Annotated in this window: 22 protein-coding genes and 2 tRNA genes; 12 read left to right on the top strand and 12 right to left on the bottom strand. The window is 49.4% G+C overall.

What is annotated here, in order from left to right:
* Nucleotides 1–68 precede the first annotated feature (68 nt).
* The 3 genes from VP504_RS13580 to VP504_RS13590 are packed head-to-tail and all read left to right on the top strand — an operon-like array spanning nucleotide 69 to nucleotide 3,801.
* Nucleotides 69–1,085 carry a Fe(3+) ABC transporter substrate-binding protein gene (locus tag VP504_RS13580; RefSeq protein ID WP_325891613.1) on the top strand — a complete coding sequence of 339 codons (1,017 nt, stop codon included), beginning with the start codon at nucleotides 69–71 and terminating at the stop codon, nucleotides 1,083–1,085.
* A 59-nt stretch (nucleotides 1,086–1,144) separates the two neighbouring features.
* The gene (locus tag VP504_RS13585) at nucleotides 1,145–2,776 is read left to right on the top strand and encodes an ABC transporter permease (protein WP_325891615.1); all 1,632 of its coding nucleotides are present in this window, start codon (nucleotides 1,145–1,147) and stop codon (nucleotides 2,774–2,776) included.
* Nucleotides 2,773–3,801 (top strand): ABC transporter ATP-binding protein, encoded by a 1,029-nt coding sequence (locus tag VP504_RS13590; RefSeq protein ID WP_325891616.1) that lies wholly within the window; start codon nucleotides 2,773–2,775, stop codon nucleotides 3,799–3,801. The genes VP504_RS13585 and VP504_RS13590 overlap by 4 nt, the downstream gene beginning before the upstream one ends.
* 71 nt (nucleotides 3,802–3,872) lie before the next feature.
* Here the strand turns inward: VP504_RS13590 and VP504_RS13595 are convergent, their stop codons facing one another.
* The gene (locus VP504_RS13595) at nucleotides 3,873–4,478 is read right to left on the bottom strand and encodes a TetR/AcrR family transcriptional regulator (protein WP_325891617.1); all 606 of its coding nucleotides are present in this window, start codon (nucleotides 4,476–4,478) and stop codon (nucleotides 3,873–3,875) included.
* A gap of 246 nt (nucleotides 4,479–4,724) precedes the next feature.
* Here VP504_RS13595 and hpt point away from each other — a divergent pair, with 246 nt between their 5' ends.
* Entirely contained in the window at nucleotides 4,725–5,258 is a 534-nt protein-coding gene (gene hpt / locus VP504_RS13600; protein ID WP_325891618.1) for a hypoxanthine phosphoribosyltransferase, read from the top strand.
* 71 nt (nucleotides 5,259–5,329) lie between these two features.
* Here hpt and can read toward each other — a convergent pair whose 3' ends face one another.
* Entirely contained in the window at nucleotides 5,330–5,977 is a 648-nt protein-coding gene (gene can / locus VP504_RS13605; protein ID WP_325891619.1) for a carbonate dehydratase, read from the bottom strand.
* A gap of 340 nt (nucleotides 5,978–6,317) precedes the next feature.
* Between can and VP504_RS13610 the strand changes: the two genes are divergently transcribed.
* Genes VP504_RS13610 through VP504_RS13620 form a run of 3 tightly spaced genes read left to right on the top strand, consistent with a single transcriptional unit; the run spans nucleotide 6,318 to nucleotide 9,678 of the window.
* Nucleotides 6,318–7,970 (top strand): SulP family inorganic anion transporter, encoded by a 1,653-nt coding sequence (locus VP504_RS13610; protein WP_325891620.1) that lies wholly within the window; start codon nucleotides 6,318–6,320, stop codon nucleotides 7,968–7,970.
* 17 nt (nucleotides 7,971–7,987) lie between these two features.
* A complete protein-coding gene (locus VP504_RS13615; protein WP_325891622.1) occupies nucleotides 7,988–8,911 on the top strand; it encodes an ABC transporter ATP-binding protein in 924 nt (307 codons plus the stop codon).
* Entirely contained in the window at nucleotides 8,908–9,678 is a 771-nt protein-coding gene (locus VP504_RS13620) for an ABC transporter permease (protein ID WP_325891623.1), read from the top strand. Before VP504_RS13615 ends, VP504_RS13620 begins: the two co-directional genes overlap by 4 nt.
* Nucleotides 9,679–9,740: 62 nt before the next feature.
* On the opposite strand, the gene panC is transcribed toward VP504_RS13620, so the two are convergent.
* From panC to thpR, 8 genes are all read right to left on the bottom strand, one after another.
* Complete coding sequence (gene panC / locus VP504_RS13625; RefSeq protein ID WP_325891624.1) at nucleotides 9,741–10,619, bottom strand: pantoate--beta-alanine ligase; 879 nt, start codon at nucleotides 10,617–10,619, stop codon at nucleotides 9,741–9,743.
* A gap of 13 nt (nucleotides 10,620–10,632) precedes the next feature.
* Nucleotides 10,633–11,427 carry a 3-methyl-2-oxobutanoate hydroxymethyltransferase gene (gene panB, locus VP504_RS13630; RefSeq protein ID WP_325891625.1) on the bottom strand — a complete coding sequence of 265 codons (795 nt, stop codon included), beginning with the start codon at nucleotides 11,425–11,427 and terminating at the stop codon, nucleotides 10,633–10,635.
* A 50-nt stretch (nucleotides 11,428–11,477) separates the two neighbouring features.
* A complete protein-coding gene (folK, locus tag VP504_RS13635) occupies nucleotides 11,478–11,960 on the bottom strand; it encodes a 2-amino-4-hydroxy-6-hydroxymethyldihydropteridine diphosphokinase (protein WP_325891626.1) in 483 nt (160 codons plus the stop codon).
* Nucleotides 11,957–13,324: a polynucleotide adenylyltransferase PcnB gene (gene pcnB, locus VP504_RS13640; protein WP_325891627.1), complete on the bottom strand. Its 1,368-nt coding sequence runs from the start codon at nucleotides 13,322–13,324 to the stop codon at nucleotides 11,957–11,959. The genes folK and pcnB overlap by 4 nt, the downstream gene beginning before the upstream one ends.
* Nucleotides 13,325–13,428: 104 nt before the next feature.
* Complete coding sequence (gene gluQRS / locus VP504_RS13645; RefSeq protein ID WP_325891629.1) at nucleotides 13,429–14,301, bottom strand: tRNA glutamyl-Q(34) synthetase GluQRS; 873 nt, start codon at nucleotides 14,299–14,301, stop codon at nucleotides 13,429–13,431.
* A 74-nt stretch (nucleotides 14,302–14,375) separates the two neighbouring features.
* Nucleotides 14,376–14,825 carry an RNA polymerase-binding protein DksA gene (gene dksA / locus VP504_RS13650; protein WP_165013509.1) on the bottom strand — a complete coding sequence of 150 codons (450 nt, stop codon included), beginning with the start codon at nucleotides 14,823–14,825 and terminating at the stop codon, nucleotides 14,376–14,378.
* A 131-nt stretch (nucleotides 14,826–14,956) separates the two neighbouring features.
* The gene (sfsA, locus tag VP504_RS13655; protein ID WP_325891630.1) at nucleotides 14,957–15,667 is read right to left on the bottom strand and encodes a DNA/RNA nuclease SfsA; all 711 of its coding nucleotides are present in this window, start codon (nucleotides 15,665–15,667) and stop codon (nucleotides 14,957–14,959) included.
* 30 nt (nucleotides 15,668–15,697) lie between these two features.
* Nucleotides 15,698–16,234, bottom strand: coding sequence for an RNA 2',3'-cyclic phosphodiesterase (gene thpR / locus VP504_RS13660; protein WP_325891631.1), 537 nt, complete (start codon nucleotides 16,232–16,234; stop codon nucleotides 15,698–15,700).
* Between the two features lie 80 nt (nucleotides 16,235–16,314).
* Between thpR and hrpB the strand changes: the two genes are divergently transcribed.
* Nucleotides 16,315–18,771: an ATP-dependent helicase HrpB gene (gene hrpB / locus VP504_RS13665; RefSeq protein WP_325891633.1), complete on the top strand. Its 2,457-nt coding sequence runs from the start codon at nucleotides 16,315–16,317 to the stop codon at nucleotides 18,769–18,771.
* Between the two features lie 10 nt (nucleotides 18,772–18,781).
* Nucleotides 18,782–21,127: a penicillin-binding protein 1B gene (gene mrcB / locus VP504_RS13670; protein ID WP_325891635.1), complete on the top strand. Its 2,346-nt coding sequence runs from the start codon at nucleotides 18,782–18,784 to the stop codon at nucleotides 21,125–21,127.
* Nucleotides 21,128–21,230: 103 nt separating this feature from the next.
* On the opposite strand, the gene VP504_RS13675 is transcribed toward mrcB, so the two are convergent.
* Both VP504_RS13675 and VP504_RS13680 read right to left on the bottom strand, forming a co-directional pair.
* A tRNA-Thr gene (locus VP504_RS13675) sits at nucleotides 21,231–21,306 on the bottom strand.
* A gap of 137 nt (nucleotides 21,307–21,443) precedes the next feature.
* A tRNA-Phe gene (locus VP504_RS13680) sits at nucleotides 21,444–21,519 on the bottom strand.
* Nucleotides 21,520–21,880: 361 nt separating this feature from the next.
* Between VP504_RS13680 and VP504_RS13685 the strand changes: the two genes are divergently transcribed.
* The 3 genes from VP504_RS13685 to VP504_RS13695 are packed head-to-tail and all read left to right on the top strand — an operon-like array spanning nucleotide 21,881 to nucleotide 24,642.
* Nucleotides 21,881–22,159 carry an STAS domain-containing protein gene (locus VP504_RS13685; RefSeq protein ID WP_062705885.1) on the top strand — a complete coding sequence of 93 codons (279 nt, stop codon included), beginning with the start codon at nucleotides 21,881–21,883 and terminating at the stop codon, nucleotides 22,157–22,159.
* 31 nt (nucleotides 22,160–22,190) lie between these two features.
* On the top strand, nucleotides 22,191–22,550 hold the full coding sequence (locus tag VP504_RS13690; RefSeq protein ID WP_062705882.1) for a response regulator: 360 nt from the start codon (nucleotides 22,191–22,193) through the stop codon (nucleotides 22,548–22,550).
* Nucleotides 22,551–22,572: 22 nt separating this feature from the next.
* Nucleotides 22,573–24,642, top strand: a complete 2,070-nt coding sequence (locus VP504_RS13695; protein ID WP_325891636.1) for a chemotaxis protein CheA — start codon at nucleotides 22,573–22,575, stop codon at nucleotides 24,640–24,642.

Below are 24,642 nucleotides of genomic sequence, written 5' to 3' on the forward strand. Positions count from 1 at the left end.
TTTTGATGTGTATACTAATCGCATTGATAAACGTTCTCATTTGAATTTGCAGTCTAGGAAGGATGGATATGAAAAAGTTGCTGTCAGCATCAGCATTGATGCTTGGTGTTATGGGCTCTGGTATTGCGCATGCAGCGGAAGAAGTTAATGTGTACTCTTACCGCCAGCCGTTTCTGATTGAGCCAATGCTTGACCAATTCACCAAGGAGACAGGCATCAAGGTAAACGTGAAGTTTGCGAAGAAGGGTATGGCTGAGAAAGTAGAGCAGGAAGGCGAATACAGCCCTGCAGACGTTTTGCTTACTGTCGATATCTCTCGCCTAATGGAGTTGGTGAATAAAGAGCTGGTTCAACCTGTTGATAGCAATATCATTGATGAGAACGTACCTGCACAATACCGTGATAGCGATGACCGTTGGTTTGCACTGACTACCCGCTCTCGCGCAGTTTACTCTTCTCGTGACCGTGTCGGTCAACTGGGCGCGGATTTTGATTACATGGATTTGGCTAAGCCTGAATTCAAAGGAAAAATCTGTACACGTTCCGGTAAGCATCCGTACAATGTTTCCCTGATCGCTTCTATCATTGCTAACCACGGTGAAGCTGAAGCAAAAGCGTGGCTGGAAGGCGTGAAAGCGAATCTGGCGCGTAAACCTCAGGGCAACGACCGTGCACAAGTGAAAGCTATCTCTGAAGGTCTGTGTGACGTGTCTTTGGGTAACAGCTACTATTTGGGCAAAATGCTGGCAGACGAGAAGCAAATCCCATGGGCAGAGAGTGTATACCTGAACTACCCTGGCCAAAAAGCTGATGGCACCCACGTAAATATCAGCGGCATGGCGATGGCGAAGTACTCGCCAAACAAAGAAAACGCACAAAAACTGATGGAGTACCTGACGTCAGATGCGGCTCAAAAGATGTACGCGGAAGTGAACTACGAAGAGCCAGTTAAGCCGGGCGTTGCAAGCTCTGAGCTGGTGGCTTCTTGGGGTGAATATAACGCAGACGATCTGCCACTTGAAACCATTGCGGATAACTACGCAACAGCGATGAAGCTTCTTGATGAAGTGAAATTTGACCTGTAATGGTGAAGGGGGAGCTTGGTTCCCCCTTACTGCATTCTGACGCCATAATGTTGTAGGCAATGTTAGAACAGAATCGATTTTTGAAAGCCAGTAGTTGGGTGTTTTCCTTGCTGCTGGTTTTGCCTATTTTGGCAATCTTCTACGCTTCGGTTGGTGAGTCCGACGAAGTATTTGGCCACCTGATGTCGACGGTGATGGGGACTTACACACTCAACACCGCGTTATTGGTGATTGGGACTGTTTCCCTTTCCCTTTTGATGGGCATTCCTTCTGCCTGGTTGATGGCTAATTATGCGATTCCCGGTGATCGCTGGCTGCAGTGGGCCTTGGTGCTACCATTAGCGATGCCCGGCTATATCGTAGGTTACATCTATACAGATTGGTTTGATTATGCTGGCCCTATCCAGTTGTTTTTAAGGGATCTTACTGGCTGGACTTCGGCAGCACAATACTGGTTCCCTGATCTGCGTACCTTGCCGGGAGCCTGCTTTGTACTGGCGTTGGTGCTGTACCCTTATATCTACCTTCTTGCCCGCGCGGCATTTATGGAGCAAAGCCTCACACTGACTCAATCGGCACGTCTGCTGGGCTGCACCCCAACCCAGAGCTTTTTCCGAGTTTCCTTGCCTCTGGCCCGTCCCGCGATAGCAGTTGGCGCGTCGCTGGTTGCGATGGAAGCGCTTGGTGATTTTGGTACCGTTTCCTATTTTGCAGTGAGTACCCTGACAACGGCGGTTTATGACACTTGGTTGGGCTATTCCAACCTCAATGCCGCGGCGAAAATCTCTGCCATCATGCTAGTGGTGATTTTTGTGCTGATCAGCAGTGAGCGCTACAGCCGCCGTAAACAAAAGCTTTTCAGCCAGAATGTCACGCCGGACACCATTACCAAATCACCGCTTCGAGGGAAATACAAAGTGCTGGCGACATTATGGTGCTGGGGGCTTTTCACTATCGCGTTTATCGCGCCGCTTGGCCAACTTCTTATCTATGCGTGGGATTACCATTCCAGTAGTTCGGTGGAAGATTTTGCACAATACAGTGTGAACAGCCTTTATGTGTCGGCAGTTGCTGCCGTGGTGGCATTGATTATTGCGCTATTGGTGAACTTCTATAAGCGTCTGTCCGGCCGCGCTGCGAGTAATGTGCCTATCCGTATTGCTTCGATGGGGTATGCGGTGCCGGGTACTGTGCTGGCGATAGGTGTACTGATTTTTCTGACCAGCGCAGACCACATCATCAATGACATTGCAAAAGCTATGGATTGGGGAAGGCCGGGGTTGATTCTTTCCGGCACCATGTTCGCTATGTTGGCGGCATTTGTGGTACGTTTCAGTGCGGTTGCAATTGGTAGTGTTGAATCCAGCCTTGCCAAAGTGTCGCCTTCACTGGATATGGCTGCCCGTACAATGGGTTGTAACGTGCGCAGCATGATTCAGCGAGTGCAGTTGCCTTTGATTCGCCGTGGCTGTTTGATTGCTATGCTGCTGGTGTTTATTGAATCGATGAAGGAACTGAATGCAGCTCTGCTACTGCGCCCTTTTAACTTCGAAACGCTGGCTACATACGTATTTAACTATGCCTCTGATGAGCATCTCGAGTATGCTGCTCTGCCTGCGGTGTTACTGGTGTTGGTAGGACTTATACCCCTGATCATGATTAACCGTTCTTTGGAGCAAAGCCACTCATGAGTTGTGCACTGACTGTAAGCAATCTGATTTGTCGTTACAACGGCCAGGCAGTGCTTGATGATCTCACCTTCCGTGTCGAAAAAGGCGAAATCGTCTGCCTGTTGGGGGCGAGTGGCTGCGGAAAAACGACTTTGTTGAAAGCCATTGCGGGCTTATTGCCACTCGACAGCGGTGACATGATGATCAACTGTCGCCAGATTGTTGGACCTTCTTTGAATGTGCCGCCTGAACAGCGAAACATCGGCATGATTTTCCAAGATTACGCCTTGTTCCCGCACCTGACGGTTGCAGAGAATGTTTCGTTTGGCCTGAAAGGTTGGGATAAAGTTGCGGCAAAAGCACGCGTCAAAGAGATGCTGGCGCTGGTGAAACTAGACGGCTTGGATGCACGCTATCCACACCAACTTTCAGGTGGTCAACAGCAGCGTGTAGCGATTGCCCGTGCGTTGGCAGGCAAGCCAGATCTACTGCTATTGGATGAACCTTTTTCCAATATTGATACCCAAGTACGGCACAGCCTGATTAAAGAAATCCGCAAGATTTTTAAAGAGCAGGGTGTGACAGCGATTTTTGTGACCCACAGTCGTGAAGAAGCCTTCGCGTTCGCTGACAAACTGGCGGTAATGAACAAAGGCGTGATTGAGCAATATGGTGGAGCGACCGAGCTTTACTATCGTCCGAGTAGCCGCTTTGTCGCCGACTTCATGGGGCATGGCTCATACGTGCCTGTTTCTGTTAATGGTGACAGCAAGATGTATACGCCGCTGGGTGAATGGCCGGTCGAACAGGCGTCTAACGGTAGTGAGCTTGAATGGTTGATTCGTCCACAAAACCTCACTATTACCCCTGATGATGCAGGTAATGGGGTGGTGAGTGATGTCCAGTTTATGGGTGACAGTTGCCGATACCTAGTGGATGTCAACGGTCAAAGCCTGATGGTGTACTCTAACCAGTTGCTTGATATGGGGGACAAAGTCAGGCTCGATATCAGGCCGCACCCACCAGTGCTTTTCGAAGCCTCTTAAAGCCTACTGGGCGAGCCTAAACGGAATAGGGAAAAACCGGCTGATGCCGGTTTTTTTGTTGCTTTTAGTGCTTAATGACCGCAGAGCAAATCAATATAGCCATCAGCCTGACGAATTAACGCCTCTTTGTCAGGTTGCTGGTTAGACTGGAGGTAAAGAATGTAGCAAACACCGTCGAAGAGTCGCGCTAGTTCGAGCGCTGAGCGACGTTCTGGGATCAAACCCTCTTGAAGGCCATGGTTGAAAAGAGCGGTATATTGCTCCAGCACCACGTTTTTGCCTTCAACAAAGTTTGGCCAGATATCTTCGCGAATAGACGTGCTCCACTCATACCAAACTTTGAGCCATTCCTTATCTGCAAGCGCCGCATCGATAACGGCTGAAGTCACGAATGAGAGCGAATTACGGACGTGGTTTTTGCCCAAATGAAGGTGGCGCGAAATAATTTGTTGAAACTCTTTTTCTGCTTCTTTAAGTACTGCTTCGACGAGATCTTCCCGAGTAGGGAAATAATTAAATACTGTCGCTACAGAGACTTTTGCCATATCTGCGATATCAGCATGTCCTGCGCGGCCGATGCCACGTTTGGAAAAGACTTCCAGCGCATAGCCGAGCAGTTGTTCTTTTCTCTGCTCAGGCGACAAACGGGTTCTTGTACGTCCACTAGATGTAGTCATCCTGGTTCCTGCCAACTTTAAACGAGTTTGGGTTGCCTATAACTGGCAAACTTAAAATTTATGTAACATTTTATTTAACAACTGCTTGCGGAGTGTATAACAGCAACAAGTTGCTTAACAATGGCTTGGCTCTATTGAGCGTCGAAATTTTGACATGCATCGAGAGTAGGCTTGAGCAAGGAGCAGTGGTAGAATGACCGACCTCATTTACACAGGTAGTTTGGCGGATAGCCGTCGAGGATTAGAATGAAACATACCGTAGAAGTGCTGATTTCAGAGCAGGAAGTCCAACAGCGAGTAAAAGCTTTGGGTGCTGAAATCACTGAACACTATAAAGATTCTCAGGATCTGGTCATGGTTGGTCTATTGCGTGGCTCTTTTGTCTTTATGGCGGATCTGGCACGCGCGATTGATCTGCCTCATTCAGTCGACTTCATGACAGCATCAAGCTACGGCAACGCGATGGAAAGTACCCGTGATGTGCGCATCCTGAAAGATTTGGATGACGACATTAAAGGCAAAGACGTGCTGCTGGTGGAAGACATTATTGATACCGGTAACACTCTGAGCAAAGTATGCGAAATCCTGTCTATTCGTGAGCCTAAGTCTATTCGGATCTGTACGTTACTGGATAAACCAGAACGTCGTGAAGTGGATGTGCATGTAGATTGGTACGGCTTCAAAATCCCTGACGAATTCGTTGTGGGTGTGGGTATCGACTATGCTCAGAAATATCGCCATCTGCCTTATATTGGCAAAGTGGTTCCACTGGAAGTTTAATGCCTACAGCCATGAAAAAAGCGACCTTCGGGTCGCTTTTTTGTTTCACTGTGTCCAGAGTTTGTCTTGTGTCATTCAGGAACAAGCTCAGACATTGCAGATTCATATCCGGCTTCCAGCGTTTTAATGCTGTTAGCCATCATTCCCAAATCTTTCAGCACACCATCGCTGATGTCATAGAACCAGCCATGTATTTTGACGTCTTGTCCACGCTCCCAAGCTGCCCGCAATATGGTGGAGTTACCGAGATTGTAAACTTGTTCTGCTACATTGATTTCACAGAGCTTGTTACCCTGTTCTTCTATTGTGAGGCCACTTAGATAGCGTTTGTGTTTGCGATAAAGGTCTCGGATGTGTAGAAGCCAATTGTTGATGAGACCCAGTTCAGGGTTTTCGATAGCAGCATGAACACCGCCACAGCGGTAATGACCACAAACAATGATATGTTTTACTTGAAGGACATCGACAGCGTATTGGACGACAGAAAGACAGTTTAGGTCGGTGTGAACCACCTGATTTGCCACGTTTCGGTGCACGAACAGCTCTCCGGAGTCTAGTCCAGTTAGGCGCTCCGCCGGAACACGGCTGTCAGCACAACCTATCCATAGGTATTCAGGGTGCTGGGATTTTGCTAATTCAGCAAAATAAGCCGGATTGTCTTCCTTGATGGTTTTAGACCATTTTAGGTTATTGGAAAGAAGCTGCTTTATTTGCGCCATGGCACCCCCCTAGGAATTGTTGCGAGCAACTATACACCACAAAAGATCATATTTAGATACAATTTACCACTTTCTACTCAACATTTTAGCTCCTCCTACCAGCATTATGGTTGATATAACAGATCCCTGTTACCGTAATTGAACGGTATACTAGGGCGCGCTTTGTCTCCTCCCCGCTAACCATTTGGGAACAAAATGTTTACACCAACTGCAAAGCATCGCGGATGGTCTGGGAAAAGTTGTGTCTTTGGTTTTGGAGAGCACAATAAAGGAGATCCAATTGTCCATTTGGGGAATTGGGTAGCTTGCCGAAAAAGGAAGTATTAAAAGGAAGCAAGTTGTGAATTTTGACCGGTTCAAACACTGGAGCCTGAAAGGCGACGTTTTCGGCGGTGTTACTACTGCCATCATTTCTCTTCCCCTTGCGCTTGCATTTGGTGTCGCCTCCGGCGCGGGTGCTGAAGCAGGACTTTGGGGCGCTATTCTCGTTGGTTTGTTTGCTGCATTGTTTGGCGGATCTTCCACACTGATTTCTGAGCCAACGGGCCCGATGACAGTCATTATGACTGCTGTCCTTACGTCCATGATGGCGAGGTATCCGGAAACAGGAATGGCAATGGCCTTTACCGTTGTCATGATGGCCGGTGCCTTCCAGGTTTTGTTGGGCACACTGAAACTTGGGAAATATGTCACCCTGATGCCGTATAGCGTCATATCCGGCTTTATGTCAGGTATCGGTGTGATATTGATATTGCTACAAATCAGCCCTTTGATGGGGCAGGCAGCGCCCCCTGGTGGTGTGCTGGGAACCATTCAGGCATTGCCTGAAACGGTCTCTAACCTCAGCTTTAAAGAGCTTTTTCTGGGGCTTTTGACATTAGGTATTCTGTTCTACTTCCCGAAGAAATACCGTAAATACGTACCAGCACAGCTTGTTGCGCTGGTGCTGGTAACCTTACTGTCCATCATTTTCTTTGATATCGAGAGCATCCGACGCATTGGTGAAATTCCGACAGGTTTGCCATCGATCGTTTTCCCTACTTTTACCCCTGAACTTCTGACCACCATGGTTATCGATGCTTTAGTATTGGGTACCTTGGGCTGTATTGATACCTTACTCACGGCCGTGATTGCAGACTCGCTGACTCGTGAGGAGCATAACTCTGACAAAGAGCTTCGTGGCCAGGGCATTGCAAACATCATTTCCGGTATGTTCGGTGCGCTACCGGGGGCAGGGGCCACCATGGGTACCGTGGTGAACGTTCAGGTTGGCGCTCGCTCACCGTTGGCAGGTATTGTTCGTGCCCTTATTCTGGCGGCAGTGGTATTGGTTGCAGGCTTCCTGACAGAGCCGATTCCAATGGCCGTGTTGGCCGGTATCGCACTCTATGTGGGTATTAACATTCTTGACTGGAGTTTCCTGCAGCGCGCACACAAGGTCAGTAAGCACCAGACGGCTATTATGTACGGCGTGATGGCGCTGACCGTCTTTGTCGACTTGATTGTTGCTGTGGGTTTGGGTGTTTTCATTTCCAATGTCATTGTAATCGAAAGGCTTAGCCGAGAGCAGGCAAAGCAAGTCAAAGCTATCAGTGACGCCGATGACGATGATGTACCGCTTTCTGAAGAAGAAAGAGGTTTATTAGATAATTCTGATGGAAAGGTGTTGTTTTTCTATCTCTCCGGCCCAATGATCTTCAGCGTGTCAAAAGCCATCTCTCGACAACACACCAGCATTGGCGATTACCGCGTGATGATCCTGGATTTGAGTGATGTGCCCCTGATTGATATGACCGTGGGTCTCGCGCTGGAAAACGCCATTGCCGATGCCCGCGAAGCCAACTGTACTGTGTTCCTGCTTAGTCCACATGAGCAGACCACAGAGCAGCTGAAACGTCTTCATGTTGGCGACTGGGTCGCTGATACGCACATGTTCGACTCCCGTTATGATGCACTTAACGCCGCCAAGCGCTTAACGGAAGTTATGCCATAAAAGAAAAAACAACATTTATGAAAGCAATTGAAATCGACAATCTGATCAAGGTCTATGGAACAGATGTCAAAGCACTTAAAGGGGTGTCTTTAGCGGTTGAGGAGGGCGATTTTTACGCCCTTCTTGGTCCTAACGGTGCTGGAAAGTCCACGACGATTGGTATTGTCAGCTCTCTGGTTAACAAGACCTCTGGAAAGGTAAAGATTTTCGGTTATGATATCGACACTCAACTCGTAGAAGCGAAGAAACAAATCGGACTGGTGCCGCAGGAATTTAACTTCAACCAGTTCGAGAAGGTGGAACAAATCGTCGTTAACCAAGCTGGCTACTACGGTGTAGAGCGCGAGGAGGCCAAGCGACGCGCTAAAAAATACCTCACTCAGCTAGACCTTTGGGAGAAGCGCAACGAATCTGCCCGTAATCTTTCTGGCGGTATGAAGCGCCGTCTGATGATTGCCCGTGCCTTGATGCATGAACCTAAACTTTTGATTTTGGATGAGCCTACCGCCGGCGTAGATATCGAATTACGTCGCTCAATGTGGACCTTCCTACAGGAGATCAACAAACAGGGCATCACCATCATCCTGACGACGCACTATCTCGAAGAAGCAGAAATGCTGTGTCGTAATATCGGCATCATTAACCGTGGTGAGCTGATTGAAGACACCTCGATGAAAGCGCTTTTGAAGAAACTGGATGTGGAAACCTTTGTTCTGGATCTCGCGCCGGATAGCTTGGTAAAAAGTTTGGAAGGCGTGCAGTGGGTGCAAGTCGATGACCATACACTGGAAGTTGATGTGCATAAACACACGGGCCTGAACACGGTATTTGAGCAGTTGACCGCGCAAGGTATCCAGGTGCTTTCGATGAGAAACAAAGCCAACCGATTAGAAGAATTGTTCGTGACGCTGGTGCGTGAAAATGCGGAGGCCAAAGCATGAATAAACTTTACTGGGTGGCCTTTAAAAGCCTCATCATCAAGGAAGTGACCCGCTTTACCCGAATCTGGATTCAAACTCTGGTACCTCCTGCGATTACCATGACCTTGTATTTCATCATCTTCGGTAACCTGATTGGCAGTCGGATTGGTGAAATGGGTGGTTTCAGTTACATGGCCTATATTGTGCCTGGCCTTATCATGATGTCGGTGATCACTAACTCTTATTCCAACGTGGCCTCTTCCTTTTTCAGTGCCAAAATGCACCGGAACATTGAAGAACTGATGGTGGCGCCTGTACCGAACTACATCATGATCGCCGGTTATGTCGGCGGCGGTGTGGCAAGAGGCTTGGCGGTTGGGGTGATGGTCTCAATGGTGTCATTGTTTTTTGTAGACCTTAAAATTGCCCATCTTGGTGTGATTGTGGCTACGGTGTTCCTGACATCGGTCGTCTTTTCACTTGGCGGATTGATCAATGCAGTATTTGCAAAAAGCTTTGATGACATCAGTATCATCCCGACCTTTGTACTGACACCGCTGACGTATCTGGGTGGGGTGTTTTATTCGCTCTCCTTGCTTCCTGAATTCTGGCAGGGCGTGTCGAAGCTGAACCCTATCGTCTACATGGTGAATGCTTTCCGTTACGGCTTTCTTGGTGTGTCTGATGTGAATATCGTGACATCATTTGCGGTATTAAGTTTGTTTGTCGTCGGACTTTATACGTTAGCGTGGTATCTCATCAGTCGTGGTATTGGCCTTCGAAGCTAAGCGCAATATGAGTATAAAAAAACCGCCTTCCGGCGGTTTTTTACTATCTGAATGCGAGCGCATTACTCTTCGCTGTCGTCAGCGACCTGTGGAGTCAAATCAACAGTAAGGTTGTCGATAAGTCTCACCTGACTCAGGAAGGCTGCCGCGAGGATAACCGCTTTCGATGTATGCTCGCTGATCGGTTGCAGGGTGTTGGCATCACGGATGAAAATCTCGTCCGGCTCCAGACCAGCTGCGCGCAGCTGGTCGTTACCGTCAAGAACCAGTTCGCTGTAGTCGTTACGGCCACCACGCATTTGGCTACTGATCCAACGCAGGGTTTTTGCCAGCACTGGCGCACGTTGACGCTCATCGACGGTCAGACGGGTGTTACGGCTACTCATGGCAAGCCCATCCATTTCACGCGCTGTCGCAACAGGAATGATTTCGATAGGTAAGCAAAGATCGTCCACCATCTTTTTAATCACAGCCAGTTGCTGAAAGTCTTTCTCACCAAAGCAAGCCACATCTGGTTGAACCATATTGAACAGCTTGGAAAGAACGGTTGCTACGCCTTTAAAATGACCCGGACGCGAAGTCCCTTCGAGTACACCGGAAAGACTCGGAACGTCCACAAATGCGTGGTTGTCCATGCCATTGGGGTACATGATGTCCGCTGTAGGCGTGAACACCACTTCAACCCCTTCGGAATTCAATTTGGCAATGTCTTCATCCAGTGTGCGTGGATACGCGGCCAAATCGTCTGCTTTATCAAACTGCATTGGGTTAACGAAGATGCTAACAACCACTGCATCGGCATTCTCACGGGCTCTGCGAACCAAGGTGAGGTGGCCGTCGTGCAGGTGGCCCATGGTAGGGACAAACGCAATGCGCTGGCCTTCACGGCGCCATTGCTGAACCTGTTCACGGAGTGGGGCAATCTCAGCGATTACTTGCATTTATCGGCATTCCTCAGTTAAACGTCTGCTCTGGGCCAGGGAACTTGCCGCTTGCCACTTCTTCAATGTAACGGGACACAGCCAGACGCATATCGCCCGTTTCTTTCAGGTAGTTTTTAGAAAAACGTGGGATGTAGTTAGCAGAGATGCCAAACATGTCGTGCATCACCAGAATTTGACCATCTGTTGCATTACCCGCACCGATACCAATGACAGGTATGCGGACAGCGTCAGTGATGCGCGCAGCTAGCGCTTTTGGCACACACTCCAGCAAGATGACCTGAGCACCGGCTTTTTCAAGGGCCAATGCGTCTTGAACCATTTGCTCTGCTTTTTCCTCTTCGCGGCCCTGGATTTTAAAGCCACCGAAGATGTTGACTGACTGAGGAGTTAAGCCAAGGTGTGCACAAACAGGGACAGCACGTTGTGTCAACATGGTGATGGTATCAGCCAGCCAGGCGCCGCCTTCCACTTTCACCATGTTTGCGCCCGCCTGCATCAGAACAGCTGCGTTTTTGCAGGCTTCTTCCGGCGTGGCAAATGACATAAATGGCATGTCAGCCATCAAGAGGCTGTTTGAGCTTCCTGCACGCACGCTGCGTGTATGGTAAGCGATTTCGTCAATCGTGACTGAAAGTGTATCGCTCTTTCCTTGCAAAACCATGCCCAGCGAGTCGCCAACCAGCAACACAGGCATTTCCTGCTCTTCAAACAATTGGGCAAAACTGGCGTCATAAGCAGTTGCCGAAGCAAATTTACGTCCTTCCTGCTTCCATGCCATTAAGGTACTAATCGTAATTTTTTTCATATTGTCTCCCAAACCCTGCTTGTTTTGTTTCGGTGCCTAGGCAGGTGTGCTTACGCGAGGGCAGTCAGGCCGTTTTTATCCGTGACGGCGACCAGCTCTGCAACAGCACAGCCATCAGGCAGCTGCAAGTCAGGGGCTATTTCGGCGAGAGGGTAAAGTACGAACTCTCGCACTTTCATCCCGTAGTGTGGAACGGTTAACCGTTCACTTTCCAGCTGGAGATCCCCATAAAGCAGGATATCCAGGTCCAGAGTTCGTGGTCCCCAGCGTTCTTCTTTACGCTCGCGGCCAAACTCCAGCTCAATGCGCTGTGTATGATCAAGAAGATCTAACGGTTGAAGCTCGGTGTCAATGGCTGCAACCGCATTCACATAATCGGGCTGGTTGGCGGGACCCATCGGCTTGCTGCTATAGAGCGAAGATGTACAGACAAAGCGGGTACCCGGCAGATGTTTCAGTGCCTCAATCGCAAGTTGGGCTTTCTCTACCGGATGACCTAAATTACTGCCTATAGCAATGTAAGCGCGGATCATAATTCTGTATTCGACTTTGGTTTAGGCTTTCGGCTGCGAGGCTTAGTTTTACGGCGACGGCGAGTCTTTTTCGCTGCACTGGCCTTGTTAAGCACTTGCACCATGTCATGGCGATCGTCACGGTTCGCTTTTTGAAAGTCATCCCACCAGGTAGCAAGCTCTTCCAGTTGTCCACCTTCAATCTTGCCACGCATTTCAAGGAAGTCGAACGCAGCGCGGAATTTGTTTTGTTCCAGCAGTTTGTAAGCACGATTACCGGAGCGGCGGCTCAAGCGAAGCTGCAATTGCCAGATATCCCGGATCATTGCAGTAAAGCGGCGCGGGATCGCGATACTCTTTACTTGCTCATCCAGAATATCATTGGCCGCGACCATAAAAGCATCGTAGTAGCTAAGACCACTTTCGAAGGCGATTTCTTCTGCGCGGGTTTCCAGCGGATACCATAGCATGGCGGCATACATAAAGGCTGGATTAATGCGTTGGTCGTTGGCGACACGGTCATCGGTAGATTTCAGCACGTGCTCCAACATTTTCTCGCATTTACTGCTGCGATCTTCGGTGAAATGCTCATCCAAGATCGGGAACAGTGGCGAAAAGAGGTTGTAATCACGCAGCAGGCGATAGGTGTCCAAGCCGTTGCCGGATTGCAAAAGCTTGAGGCTTTCTTCAAACAGACGGGCGGCAGGAATATCACGAAGCAGGTGAGCCAGTGCAGGAATTGGCGCAGCCGTCGCATCGTTGATTTGCATGTCGAGTTTTGCGGCAAAGCGCACCGCACGCAGCATACGAACCGGGTCTTCACGGTAACGGGTTTCCGGATCGCCAATCAGGCGTATCACGCGGTTTTTCAGGTCTTCAACGCCACCTGCATAATCGCGTACCGAGAAGTCATCAATGTTGTAGTAAAGGGCATTGACGGTAAAGTCACGGCGTTCAGCATCTTCATCGATGGTGCCGTAAACGTTGTCACGCAGCAGCATGCCGTCATTCGACTGGCTGGCGGACTTATCAGCTTTACCACTGCCATGGTGACCACGGAAGGTTGCCACTTCAATTACGTCGCGACCGAAAAGAATGTGTGCCAGACGAAAGCGGCGGCCAACCAAGCGGCAGTTTCGGAACAGTTTGCGGACTTCTTCAGGCGTCGCGTTGGTCGCGATATCGAAATCTTTTGGCTGTTTATTCAGCAGCAAATCACGCACACCACCACCAACGAGGTATGCTTCAAAGCCTGCTTTATTCAGGCGATAGAGCACCTTCAGCGCATTTTCGCTGATATCTTTTCTTGATATACCGTGCTCTTGGCGTGGAATAACTTCTAGCTTTAGGTCATCAATCGCACGTGTTTTATTATCGCGATTCAATACCTTACGGCAAAAGCTGGTAACTCGATTAAAGATAACTCACCTCGTATCTGACAGGTCGGGCCATAAAAACGACGGCATATGATATATCACTGCTCTGTATTTTAGAAAGCTGTAATCACTTCCGTCTCATTTGGCAGCTTGTTTATCTGCCAGTTTTTTACTCCCCAAAGGAGTAGTTTTTGCACCGGTGCTCCTTGTAATTCAGCAGGAACAGGGTGCCCTAAAAACGTAAAGGCAGCCTCAAGGGCTGGGCTAGGATTGGCATTGTCGATAGCCGGTGCATGGTTTTGCTTAGAAAGCTTATTACCGTCGGCGTTGAGTGCAAGTGGTAAGTGCAAATAACTCACCTGAGGTGCCCCCAGTTTTTGATAAAGAGAAACCTGTCTTCCCGTCGGCTCAATGAGATCCGCGCCACGAACGACCTCTGTAATGCCCTGATGAATATCGTCCATTACCACTGCAAGGTTATAGGCATAAAGCCCATCACGGCGCTTAATAATGAAGTCTTCCGCCGCCATCGCTGGGTCAAGCTGCATCACACCATGTTTGACATCGACAAACTCTGTCACCGGATTATCAATGCAGACGCGAACGGCAGAGCCTTCAGCATCCAGGGTGCGGTGGCGGCAAGTACCGGGATAAATGCCACCCGCATCTTTTATCTGACGTCGCGTACATTGACAAAAATAGGCGTCACCATTCGTCAGCCAGCGCTCTATCTGCGCCTGATACGCATCGTAGCGGTCATGCTGGTAAAGGATGCCGTCATCCCAATGAAGGCCATAGGCATCCAGTGTTTTTAGAATGGCATCAACTGCCCCGGCGACTTCCCGTGGCGGGTCAATATCTTCGATGCGAACCAACCATTTACCCTGATGGGCTTTGGCTTGAAGGTAGCTTCCCAGCGCGGCCACCAAGGACCCAAAGTGCAGAGGGCCAGATGGCGAAGGGGCGAATCGCCCGACGTATTGCATTTTCTGTTTCTCTAAAAAAGGAAAAAGGGAGCCTTAGCTCCCTTTTTGCCATGAATCTCGGTAAAGCGGTAGGCTTAGCCTGCCATTTGCTTTTCTTTGATTTCTGCAAGGGTTTTGCAGTCAATACAGAGATCAGCAGTAGGGCGGGCTTCAAGGCGACGTACCCCGATTTCAACACCACAAGAGTCACAGAAACCAAAATCATCGTCTTCCAGACGTTGAAGGGTTTTGTCGATCTTCTTGATCAGCTTGCGTTCGCGATCGCGGTTACGCAGTTCCAGGCTGAACTCTTCTTCCTGTGCCGCGCGGTCAACAGGATCTGGGAAATTAGCTGCTTCGTCTTGCATGTGATGTACAGTACGGTCAACTTCTTCCCTGAGTTGATTACGCCACGCTTGGAGGATTTTACGGAAATGATCAACTTGTTGTTCATTCATGTACTCCTCGCCAGCCTTCTCTTGGTAAGGTTCTAACCCGGCCGTAGCCAGGATGCCCAGCGATTTTTTAACTTTGCTTTCTGGCATTAAGCGTTCTCCTAAATACACCCTGACCCGCTCGGTCAAAAGAGGGCGGTATCTATATCAGAAACCCTATACCGAGGCAATCATTGTTTTTGCCTCTTGTCATCCCAGTGTGAAGATGCCTACATTTTTTCTCAATTCTGGGAGAACGGGACCCGTTTGTTTATGCTCATATGGACTGATGAAAGTGCCGTTTGGTAACACAAAATTTCCACACCAAGTTCTTGAGCGTCTATAAGTAGCTGATTATAGACTGCATCTATGTGTTTTGCCGCTGATACCTTCTCAATCCCAGAATGAAGCACGGCAAAAAGTAACACCGCACGTTGTCCTTGCTGAGCGAGTATGCTCAATTCCCGTAAGTGTTTCTGACCCCTGGTGGTAATAGCATCTGGGAAAAAGCCTTGGCCCTTTTCTTCTAGCAAAGTGACACTTTTTACCTCTACATAGCAGTCTTCTTTTTCGGGTGATTGCAGCAGGATATCGATACGGCTTTTCTCTTCACCGTACGGTACTTCGGTACGGAGGGCTTCATAGCCCTGAAGTTCTTCCACCATCCCCTCTTTGATTGCTTCGACCACCAGACGGTTAGCCTGCGCAGTATTAACGCAAATTAGATGCCCATGTTGGGTTTCTGTCAGCTCCCAGCTGTTAGCATATTTGCGCTTGGGGTTATCAGAGGTGGAATACCATACTGTGTCACCCGGTGTGGCACAGCCTGTCATCGCGCCTGTGTTCGCACAGTGCATAGTGACTTCAGAGCCATCTGGTAATGTCACGTCAGCAAGAAAACGTTTGTAGCGCCGAATTAATGTCGCTGATTGCAAAGGTGGATCAAATTTCATGAGAGTCCTTGGATTTTATATCGATAAACATCAATGAGTTAATGTCCAACGATTCAGGCATCGGTAATACACGTCGCGCCCACTTTTATCAGGGATAGACGCATAGATGCCAAATTGATCGAAAGTGAGTGGCACTGAAAGCTGATGGAGGTTTTCTGTCACTTTGGTGCGGTGTAATAAAGAGATATGAGGAATGAAACGCTTCTCGGTCGGACGAATTAAGATGTCAGCGGCAAATCCTTGCAGGGAGGCGGCCAATGTATTCAGTGTGTCATCCAGATCTAAGCCGAGCCAGACAATACCTTGCTTGGAAAATTGTCCTGTTTCTGTGGTTTGGGTTGAGATAGCCGGAAGCGATATTTTATCCGCAGCATCACACAAAGCACGATAGGCTTGGCTGTCAACTTCGCCTAGAAACGCCAGAGTGATATGTAGGTTATCATTTGGCACAGGACGCCCCAGTGGCGATAAATGCTGTTTGAGTTCGATAATCTGCTGTTTACTCTCGGCATTGTCTGGATGAGCCAAGTCGAGTGCAAAAAACAGGCGCTGTGTATCCTTTCTCAAACCCCTTTATCCTTATGGCGTTGTTGCTCTCACCCCAGAGGGTATACTGTGCAAGTAATTCTGACACAAAGGTCTTTCCATTGTCACAGCTCCCTATCGACAGCGTCTTGGATGACGTGATCTCCACGCTGACTCAATCTTCGCAAGTTATCCTCAAAGCGCCGCCGGGCGCCGGTAAATCGACAAGATTGCCGCAGGCGTTGCTGCAGCAAAATGTCTTCGAAGGAAAAATCATCCTGTTGGAACCCCGTCGGCTGGCGGCAAGAAATATTGCCCGTTTCCTGGCTTCCCAGCGCGGCGAGAAAGTGGGCGAGACGATAGGATTGCGCGTGCGTGGTGAGACCCGTGTCACTGACAAAACCCGCCTTGAGATCGTCACTGAAGGCGCACTGACAAGAATGATCCAATCTGACCCAGAGCTCGACGGTGTGAGTTTGGTGATCTTCGATGAATTCCATGAGCGCAACCTTCATGCGGATCTTGCTCTGGCGCTCTCTTTGGATGTACAGGGCGCGCTTCGTGATGATTTAACCTTGTTGGTGATGTCAGCGACACTGGATGATGCGGCGCTAACGACCCTGCTGCCTGAAGCCAAGGTACTGACGTCCGAAGGCCGAAGCTTTCCGGTTGAAGTGCGTTATCAGCCGCTCGCCAAACAATATGGCTATGAGAGTTTAGTGGCGTCTGCCGTTGCTAAATTGATGCAGGAAGAAGAGGGTTCAGCGTTGGTGTTTTTGCCAGGCGCAGGGGAAATCACCCGCGTCGCTGAAGTGTTGGAATCGAAAGTACCCCATGGTGTGATGGTTTGCCCGCTGTTTGGTCAGATGAATGCTAAAGAACAACAAGCGGCGATCGCACCAGCATCGAAAGGCCAACGTAAGGTGGTACTTGCAACCAACATTGCTGAAACCAGTTTGACGATTGAAGGCATTCGCTTGGTGGTGGATTCAGGGCTTGAACGCGTGGCGCGCTTTAACCGCAAAACGGGCATCACCAAGCTCGAAACGGTGCAGATTGCGCGCTCGTCTGCGATTCAACGGATGGGGCGGGCAGGTCGCTTATCAGCGGGCCTTTGTCTTCGTCTTTACAGTGAAGACTCGTTCCAGCGGATGCGGGCAGTGCCAGATCCTGAAATCGTTACCAGTGACTTGATGCAACTGGTGCTGGAAATCGTGCAGTGGGGCTGTGCGCCGGAAGATTTGCAATGGCTTGACCTTCCGCCGACCCAACATTGGCAGCAAGCCGTTACCCTATTGCGACAGCTGGATATTCTCGATGAGCACAATGCGCTGACGCACAAAGGCAAGCAGGTGACTGAGCTGGGAACAGATGCCCGTCTTGGTGCAATGCTTATAGCGGCAAAGGCGTTTGATGATGAGGCCACTTCCACAGCATGCTGGTTTGCAGCATGGGCAGAAGAACCACCGCGGGGCAAAGCCGACCCTGATTTGCGTCTTCAATTGATGATGGCAATGAAAAAGCCGACCAGCCGCCAGCGTGCCGCGCAATTGGCTGCGAGAATGAAGTGCACACTGTCGGAGGATTTATCCAGTGACTGGCTGCCCATCCTTGCTGCCGCGGCATGGCCAGATCGGATTGCTAAATCTAGAGGTAATAATGGTCGCTTCTTGTTAAGTAATGGCCATGGGGCGCAAATCGATGCCGATCATCCGCTCTCAGGGGAAGAAGCGTTGATTGCCGTAGACTTAATGAGTGTTTCGCAAGGCGATAGTCGTATTTTTACCGCCGTCCGTATGGATTTTTCAACGTTGCAAACCCATCTGCCTTCACTGTTTTCTGAACGCGAATGGGTAGACTGGGACGAAAAGAAAGGTGCGTTGGTCGCAGAGGAACACCTTTGCTGCGGTGAAATCGTTGTCGCTAAAAAAGCGATAGTACGATTAAGTGATGACATGCTGATCCGTGCCCTGATTCAGGCGATTAAGCGAAAAGGCGAAACATCATTACCAATGTCAGACAAAGCAGTAAGCCTTTTGAACCGGGCGCGATGTGCGCAAAGCTGGGAATTAGCCATCTCGCTGCCTCCGCTTGATGAATCTGCGCTGTTGGGATCGCTCGACGATTGGCTGGCACCGTTTATGAACGGGGTTCGTAGCTTGAAGGATTTGAAGAAAATCGACTTCTTCGGTGCACTGGAAACCTGGTTTGGTTGGGACATCACCAAACAGATTAACCAATTGCTGCCGGAAACTTACGAAGTACCAACAGGCTCACGCTACGCTATTCGCTACCGACAGGGACAAAAGCCAGTATTGGCGGTCAGAATGCAGGAAATGTATGGACAAGCCACGTCGCCAACCATCGTTGATGGCAAAGTGACTCTGGTGGTTGAGCTATTGAGTCCGGCGCAAAGGCCGCTACAAATTACGCAAGACTTGGCAGGGTTCTGGCGAGGCGCTTACCGCGAAGTGCAGAAAGAGATGAAAGGGCGCTACCCGAAACATGTGTGGCCTGATGATCCAGCAAATCACCAGCCGACGCGATTAACCAAAAAACACTTTAAACCGGAAGCCTGAACCAGACTTCATGAAGAAAGAAACTAAGAACACCAAACCCCGCACGAGACGAAAAACGGCGAGCCCGCGCGGTGGCAAGAAGAAAACGGCTCCGGCGAAAAAAAGCTGGGGTAAAAAACTGCTCTCCTTTGGCTTTAAATGTACGCTGGTTGTAGTGGCAGTCATGGGGATTTGGGGGATTTATCTGGATAGCAAAATCCAGGAACGTTTTGATGGGCAAATCTGGCAACTGCCTGCGGTGGTGTATGGCCGCATTCTGCATCTTGCGCCCGGCGAATCGGTCACTATTGATACCCTGAAGCGCGAACTCGATATCTTGAACTATAAGCGTGTGCGCAACCCAAGCCGCCCTGGTGAGTATTCGGCTTCGAGGACCCGCGTCGAGATCATCCGCCGTCCTTTTGAATTTGAGGATGGTCCAGAGCAGGCGCAACACGTGATGATCTCCTTTTCTGGGGAAGGCGTGCAAAGCCTGAAGCAGCTCGACAGTGGCAAGCAACTGGGTTATCTACGAATCGAACCCAAGCTGTTAGGCACTATGGAGTCGAACACGGATGAGCAGCGTATTTTCCTGCCTCGTGAGCGATTCCCTGAGTTTCTGGTCGATGCGCTACTGACCACAGAAGACAGAGATTTTTACCACCATGATGGTGTTGCACCACTGGCCATTGTCCGAGCGCTGGTGGTCAACCTTAAAGCGGGCCGAACCGTGCAGGGGGGCTCAACCCTCACCCAACAGTTGGCGAAAAACGTGTTTCTCACCCGCGATCGCACCTTGTGGCGTAAAGCGCAAGAGGCCTATATCGCGGTGCTATTGGATTATCGCTACAGCAAAGACCGGCTTCTCGAAGCCTACCTGAACGAAGTGTATCTGGGTCAAGCGCGTGGCAAGGGCGTTCATGGTTTTCCTTTGGGAGCGCGCCTTTACTTCGGTCGCCCGATTGAAGAGCTCAGCATTGACCAGCTGGCGTTGCTGGTGGGGATTGTCAAAGGGCCTTCTTACTACAACCCATGGCGCTATCCAGAGCGTGTTCTGGAAAGGCGTGACCTTATCCTTCGTATGATGATGGAAAATGGCGTTATCTCTTCCGGCCAATATGCAGAAGCGGCCGCACGTAAGCTTGGTATTCAGAAATCCCCAAGTATTAACAGCCGACAGCCTGCTTATTTTGAACAACTGACCCGCGAAATCCGCGAGCGTGTTGGCAGCCAGTTCAATCCTGAAAGTGGCCTTCGTGTATTTAGTACACTGGATCCTTTGTCCCAATCTATCATCGACAAGACAGTGGTTAACAAGGTCAAGGAGCTAAAGAAAGTTGCAGGCAAAGATCTTGAAGCGGCTGTTGTGATTGCCGATCGCCAAAGCGGGGAGATCCGTGCAATGGTCGGCGGCAGCCGTCCAGGTTTTGCAGGCTTTAACCGTGCACTCAATGGTAGCCGTCAGATTGGCTCGCTTTCCAAACCGGCTGTGTATTTGGCGGCATTGTCTGTTCCTGACAAATACAATCTGGCGTCACCATTGGATGATAAACCCATCGTCCTCAAAGGCGATCAGGGCAGTGAGTGGAAGCCTCGCAACTACGACAGAAAATTCCGTGGACAAGTACCGCTTCTTAAAGCACTGGCGCACTCTTATAACATTCCAACCGTTAACCTTGGTTTGGCGGTAGGCTTGGGTACAGTGATTGATACCTATGAAGAACTGGGTGTCGATCCTGATCAAATAACCCGCGTGCCTTCACTGTTGCTTGGTACCTTTACTCTGACGCCGATTGAAGTGACACAAATGTTCCAGACGATTGGCAGCGGCGGGCGCAAAGCTGATTTAACGGCACTGCGTTCTGTGGTCACCCGCGATGGGCAGGTACTTTACCGAAACTGGCCAAAATCGAGCCAGACTGTGCCCAAACAAGCAAGTTGGCTGACGATGTACGCTATGAAAGAAGTGGTGCGAAGCGGTACAGGCCGTTATCTCAACCCTGCTTTCGGCTGGGCGGGGCTCGCTGGTAAAACCGGTACGACAGACAACAACCGTGACAGCTGGTATGTGGGTATTGATGGCCGTGAAGTAGTGACGGTCTGGTTAGGTCGCGACGATAACAAGTCGACCAAACTGACAGGTTCATCTGGGGCATTACGTTTATATGCCGATTACATCAAGGCAAGAAAGCCAGAGCCTCTGGTACTAAACTGGCCTTCTGAGTTGGCCAGCGTACCTTATCAGGTCAGGGAGGGGCAGTTTGTGACTGATTGCTTCAGCGATAGCAAGCTACCGGTGTGGGACCCGAAAGGCCATTGGCGCAAGCGGTGTGATAAGCCCGAACCAGTAGGTTGGCTGCAATCGATTTTTAATTAAATCCAGAAGGGGTTAGGCGGGAGCTTAGCCCTTTTTCTTTTGGCTGATGATAAATTGCAGGTACAAAAAAGCCTCGTCAATGACGAGGCTTTTTTGTTTTAGATGGTGCCGGCTACCGGAGTCGAACTGGTGACCTACTGATTACAAGTCAGTTGCTCTACCAACTGAGCTAAGCCGGCACACAAACCGTAGAAACGTTGCTGTTGTATCTGCACCATTTCACTTAACGCGTTGCCTGGAGGCGGAATTGACCGTGTCAGGCTAGGTACCGGCACATTTCCGCGAAGCGGAAAAGGTAGCAACACTTTCTTGAATTTGGTGCCTCGAGGCGGAATCGAACCACCGACACGGGGATTTTCAATCCCCTGCTCTACCGACTGAGCTATCGAGGCAACGGGCGCCATTAAATAGTAGTGCTGGGTTGATGTCAAAGTAATTTCTTACCCATATCGTTCGACTGCTGCTTTTTCGCCTAATTCGCGTTGAATTGCACCAAGCTGGTTTGGCTTTAACCAGTCACTAATGCGTTGATGTGGGCTTAACATTCCTTTACTGCTTTTATATGTCCTTAAAAACGTAAAACCTTTTTTTAAAAAGTGACTTATACTTTAGGCAGTAATGTCATTATTGCTATCAATTGTATCATTAAGGATACAATACTTTAAAAGCCTTCCTTTTTTCTCAATATTGCTACACTTATTGTTACGCAAAGCTTTTCGATGTAAGTCAATCGTTAGGGGAGGGAATTCTTCGATGGGATTCTCATTGGGAGAACAACTAGACATTACACAGGTGATGGACCTAAAAGATCGCCTGCAAGCCGAATTTGAGCAGTCTGACAGCTTGCTGATCGATGGTAGCAAAGTATCACGTGTTGATGCGCCAGGATTACAACTTCTACTCACCGCCAGAAACCTCTGCAACAACCAGTCTAAAGGTTGGAAGTGGGAAGGTGCGTCCGGTGAACTTGTAGGGGCAGCAAAAACGTTAGGGTTGGTTGAGCCGTTGGGCTTAGTCGATTTTGCTGAGTAAGTTTTTCAGGTAGTTCAATCAGGGTGACAGTATGCGAAAAATTCTAGCGGCGGACGATTCTGTATCTATTCGCCAAATGGTTAGTCATACGCTCAAAGAAGCGGGCTATCAGGTAGAAACGGCTAATGACGGCGCTGAAGCGCTGCTTAAAGCCAAGTCAGGCCAATATGATGTCATCATCTCTGACGTCAACATGCCAAACATGGACGGGCTTGAGTTTGTCCGTCAGGTACGTTCTGTACCGCAATACAAATTTACACCGATTCTGATGCTGACCACTGAAACGTCAGCAGAGAAAAAAAGCATAGGTAAATCAGCTGGTGCAACTGGCTGGATTGTTAAGCCTTTTAATCCCGATACGCTATTGAAGACCCTGCAACGCGTCATTTAAGTGTTGAACCAAGGAGAACACTATGGCTTTGGACATGGATCAACTGCGCCGGATTTTCTATGAGGAGTGTCGTGAGAACCTTGAAGTCCTGGAGCGTGAGCTGCTTGCCCTTGACCCGGATGCAGAGGTTGATCTAGACATCATTAACACGATTTTCCGGGCTGCTCATTCGATCAAAGGTGGTGGTGCGACCTTTAATCTCAATGAGATCAGCCAGTTTACTCATGTTATGGAGACTTTGCTCGACGAAGCCAGAGAGGGAAAGCGTCGTCTTGATGCTACTACCATTGATTTGCTCCTCAAAGGGGGCGATTGTATTAACAGCATGTTGGTGGCTTACGAAACTGGTACAGATTTCGACCATGCACTGAGAGATGCGTTGACTGACCAGCTTAATGAGTTGCTCAACGGCGGAGTCATATCTGGTGATGCAGTACCTACTGCCAACGCTGACAAACTTCAGCCTGAACAGGGCAGTAGTGCGGGTGACTGGATTATTCACTTTAAGCCCCATAAAGAGATGTTTTTCTCGGGTAATGATCCGGTTCGTATTCTTCGTGAGATGTTCGATCTCGGTGCCGAATGCGTGATCGAATGCGTTCAGGATACCTTACCAACGCTCAGCGAGATTGAGCCTGAAATGTGTTACCTCAGTTGGAAGATCACGGTAGATGGCGTAGTCACCCGTGACCAGCTTGAGGAAATCTTCGAGTGGGTTGAAGATGAGTGCGATCTTGAAATCACCCAAGCTGAAGGCGAGCAGGTTGAAGAAGTTGTTTTAGAGGATGCGCCAACAAAAGCTGAACCAGCACAAGAAAATAGTGTCCCCTCTCCGGTATCGGATAAACCTAAAGCTCCGACGAAAGCAACTGCATCTAAAGCCGATGCTGTCTCATCTATCCGAGTGGAAATCGATAAGGTAGATAACCTTATTAACCTCGTTGGTGAGCTGGTTATAACTCAATCAATGCTCACCGAACTTGGCCAAAACTTCTCTGAGAGCAAACTTGAACGCTTGCAGGCGGGGCTAGATCAACTGTTGCAAAACACCAAAGAACTGCAGGAGAGTGTATTGAACATTCGCATGCTGCCGATCAGTTTTGCATTCAATCGCTTCCCTCGTCTTATCCGTGACTTATCTTCCCAACTAGGTAAGAGCGTTGAGCTTATTATCGAAGGTGAGCAGACTGAGCTTGATAAGACCGTTCTTGAGCGCATCACTGACCCATTGGTTCACTTGGTGCGCAATGCCGTCGACCACGGTTTGGAATCGCCTGAAGTCCGACTTGAAAAAGGTAAGTCAGAAACAGGTCGTGTCAATCTCTATGCCTATCATCAAGGAGGCTCCATCGTTATTGAGGTGCGAGATGATGGTGCTGGCCTCAACAAAGAAAGAGTCTGGAAGAAAGCCATTGAAAAAGGCCTGCTCCATTCAGAAACCTCGATAGATGATCTGTCTGATCATCAGGTCTACAACCTGATCTTCGCACCGGGCTTCTCCACAGCAGAAGTTGTCTCGGATGTTTCCGGTCGGGGTGTTGGTATGGATGTAGTGAAACGGAACATTGAAGATCTTGGCGGGCATATCGAAGTAGATTCAAAAGCCGATGAAGGTAGTGTCTTCAGAATCAGTCTCCCACTCACACTGGCCATTCTTGATGGGCAATTGGTGAAACTCGCTGATCAGGTTTTTGTTGTACCACTCATTTCAATTATTGAATCCATTCAGATCGAATCGGACCGCGTGAAAGTGGCTACCGGAGGGGTGGAGCTATACCGCCTGCGTGATGAAAACATACCCATCCTTCGCTTAAAAGAAGAGTTCTGCCTCGGCGAATCTGGCGCACTAGACAAGCAACTGCTTTGTCTGGTGGAGGCAGGTGGAAATCGCATTGGCTTGCTACTTGACGAGATGCTCGGGCAGCAACAAGTCGTCATTAAGAGCCTTGAGTCGAATTACACCCGCGTAAATGGTATTTCAGGCGCGACCATTCTTGGTGATGGTTCGGTGTCGCTGATTTTGGATGTGCAAGGGCTGATGTCGGGCTTCCTCAGCCGTGTCAGCGATGCAAACAACCATATTGCGGCATAG

It is taken from the genome of Grimontia sp. NTOU-MAR1 (genome assembly GCF_035758505.1).
In the GTDB taxonomy this organism is placed as follows: domain Bacteria; phylum Pseudomonadota; class Gammaproteobacteria; order Enterobacterales; family Vibrionaceae; genus Enterovibrio; species Enterovibrio marinus.

What these genes read in the sequence shown, in the direction of transcription:
- panC (WP_325891624.1), bottom strand. Translation starts at nt 10,619, where the DNA reads ATGCAAGTAATCGCTGAGATTGCCCCACTCCGTGAACAGGTTCAGCAA.
- panB (WP_325891625.1), bottom strand. Translation starts at nt 11,427, where the DNA reads ATGAAAAAAATTACGATTAGTACCTTAATGGCATGGAAGCAGGAAGGA.
- VP504_RS13695 (WP_325891636.1), top strand. Translation starts at nt 22,573, where the DNA reads ATGGCTTTGGACATGGATCAACTGCGCCGGATTTTCTATGAGGAGTGT.
- sfsA (WP_325891630.1), bottom strand. Translation starts at nt 15,667, where the DNA reads ATGAAATTTGATCCACCTTTGCAATCAGCGACATTAATTCGGCGCTAC.
- gluQRS (WP_325891629.1), bottom strand. Translation starts at nt 14,301, where the DNA reads ATGCAATACGTCGGGCGATTCGCCCCTTCGCCATCTGGCCCTCTGCAC.
- VP504_RS13620 (WP_325891623.1), top strand. Translation starts at nt 8,908, where the DNA reads ATGAATAAACTTTACTGGGTGGCCTTTAAAAGCCTCATCATCAAGGAA.
- VP504_RS13580 (WP_325891613.1), top strand. Translation starts at nt 69, where the DNA reads ATGAAAAAGTTGCTGTCAGCATCAGCATTGATGCTTGGTGTTATGGGC.
- VP504_RS13690 (WP_062705882.1), top strand. Translation starts at nt 22,191, where the DNA reads ATGCGAAAAATTCTAGCGGCGGACGATTCTGTATCTATTCGCCAAATG.
- VP504_RS13595 (WP_325891617.1), bottom strand. Translation starts at nt 4,478, where the DNA reads ATGACTACATCTAGTGGACGTACAAGAACCCGTTTGTCGCCTGAGCAG.
- hpt (WP_325891618.1), top strand. Translation starts at nt 4,725, where the DNA reads ATGAAACATACCGTAGAAGTGCTGATTTCAGAGCAGGAAGTCCAACAG.
- VP504_RS13615 (WP_325891622.1), top strand. Translation starts at nt 7,988, where the DNA reads ATGAAAGCAATTGAAATCGACAATCTGATCAAGGTCTATGGAACAGAT.
- dksA (WP_165013509.1), bottom strand. Translation starts at nt 14,825, where the DNA reads ATGCCAGAAAGCAAAGTTAAAAAATCGCTGGGCATCCTGGCTACGGCC.
- VP504_RS13590 (WP_325891616.1), top strand. Translation starts at nt 2,773, where the DNA reads ATGAGTTGTGCACTGACTGTAAGCAATCTGATTTGTCGTTACAACGGC.
- VP504_RS13685 (WP_062705885.1), top strand. Translation starts at nt 21,881, where the DNA reads ATGGGATTCTCATTGGGAGAACAACTAGACATTACACAGGTGATGGAC.
- VP504_RS13585 (WP_325891615.1), top strand. Translation starts at nt 1,145, where the DNA reads ATGTTAGAACAGAATCGATTTTTGAAAGCCAGTAGTTGGGTGTTTTCC.
- mrcB (WP_325891635.1), top strand. Translation starts at nt 18,782, where the DNA reads ATGAAGAAAGAAACTAAGAACACCAAACCCCGCACGAGACGAAAAACG.
- folK (WP_325891626.1), bottom strand. Translation starts at nt 11,960, where the DNA reads ATGATCCGCGCTTACATTGCTATAGGCAGTAATTTAGGTCATCCGGTA.
- can (WP_325891619.1), bottom strand. Translation starts at nt 5,977, where the DNA reads ATGGCGCAAATAAAGCAGCTTCTTTCCAATAACCTAAAATGGTCTAAA.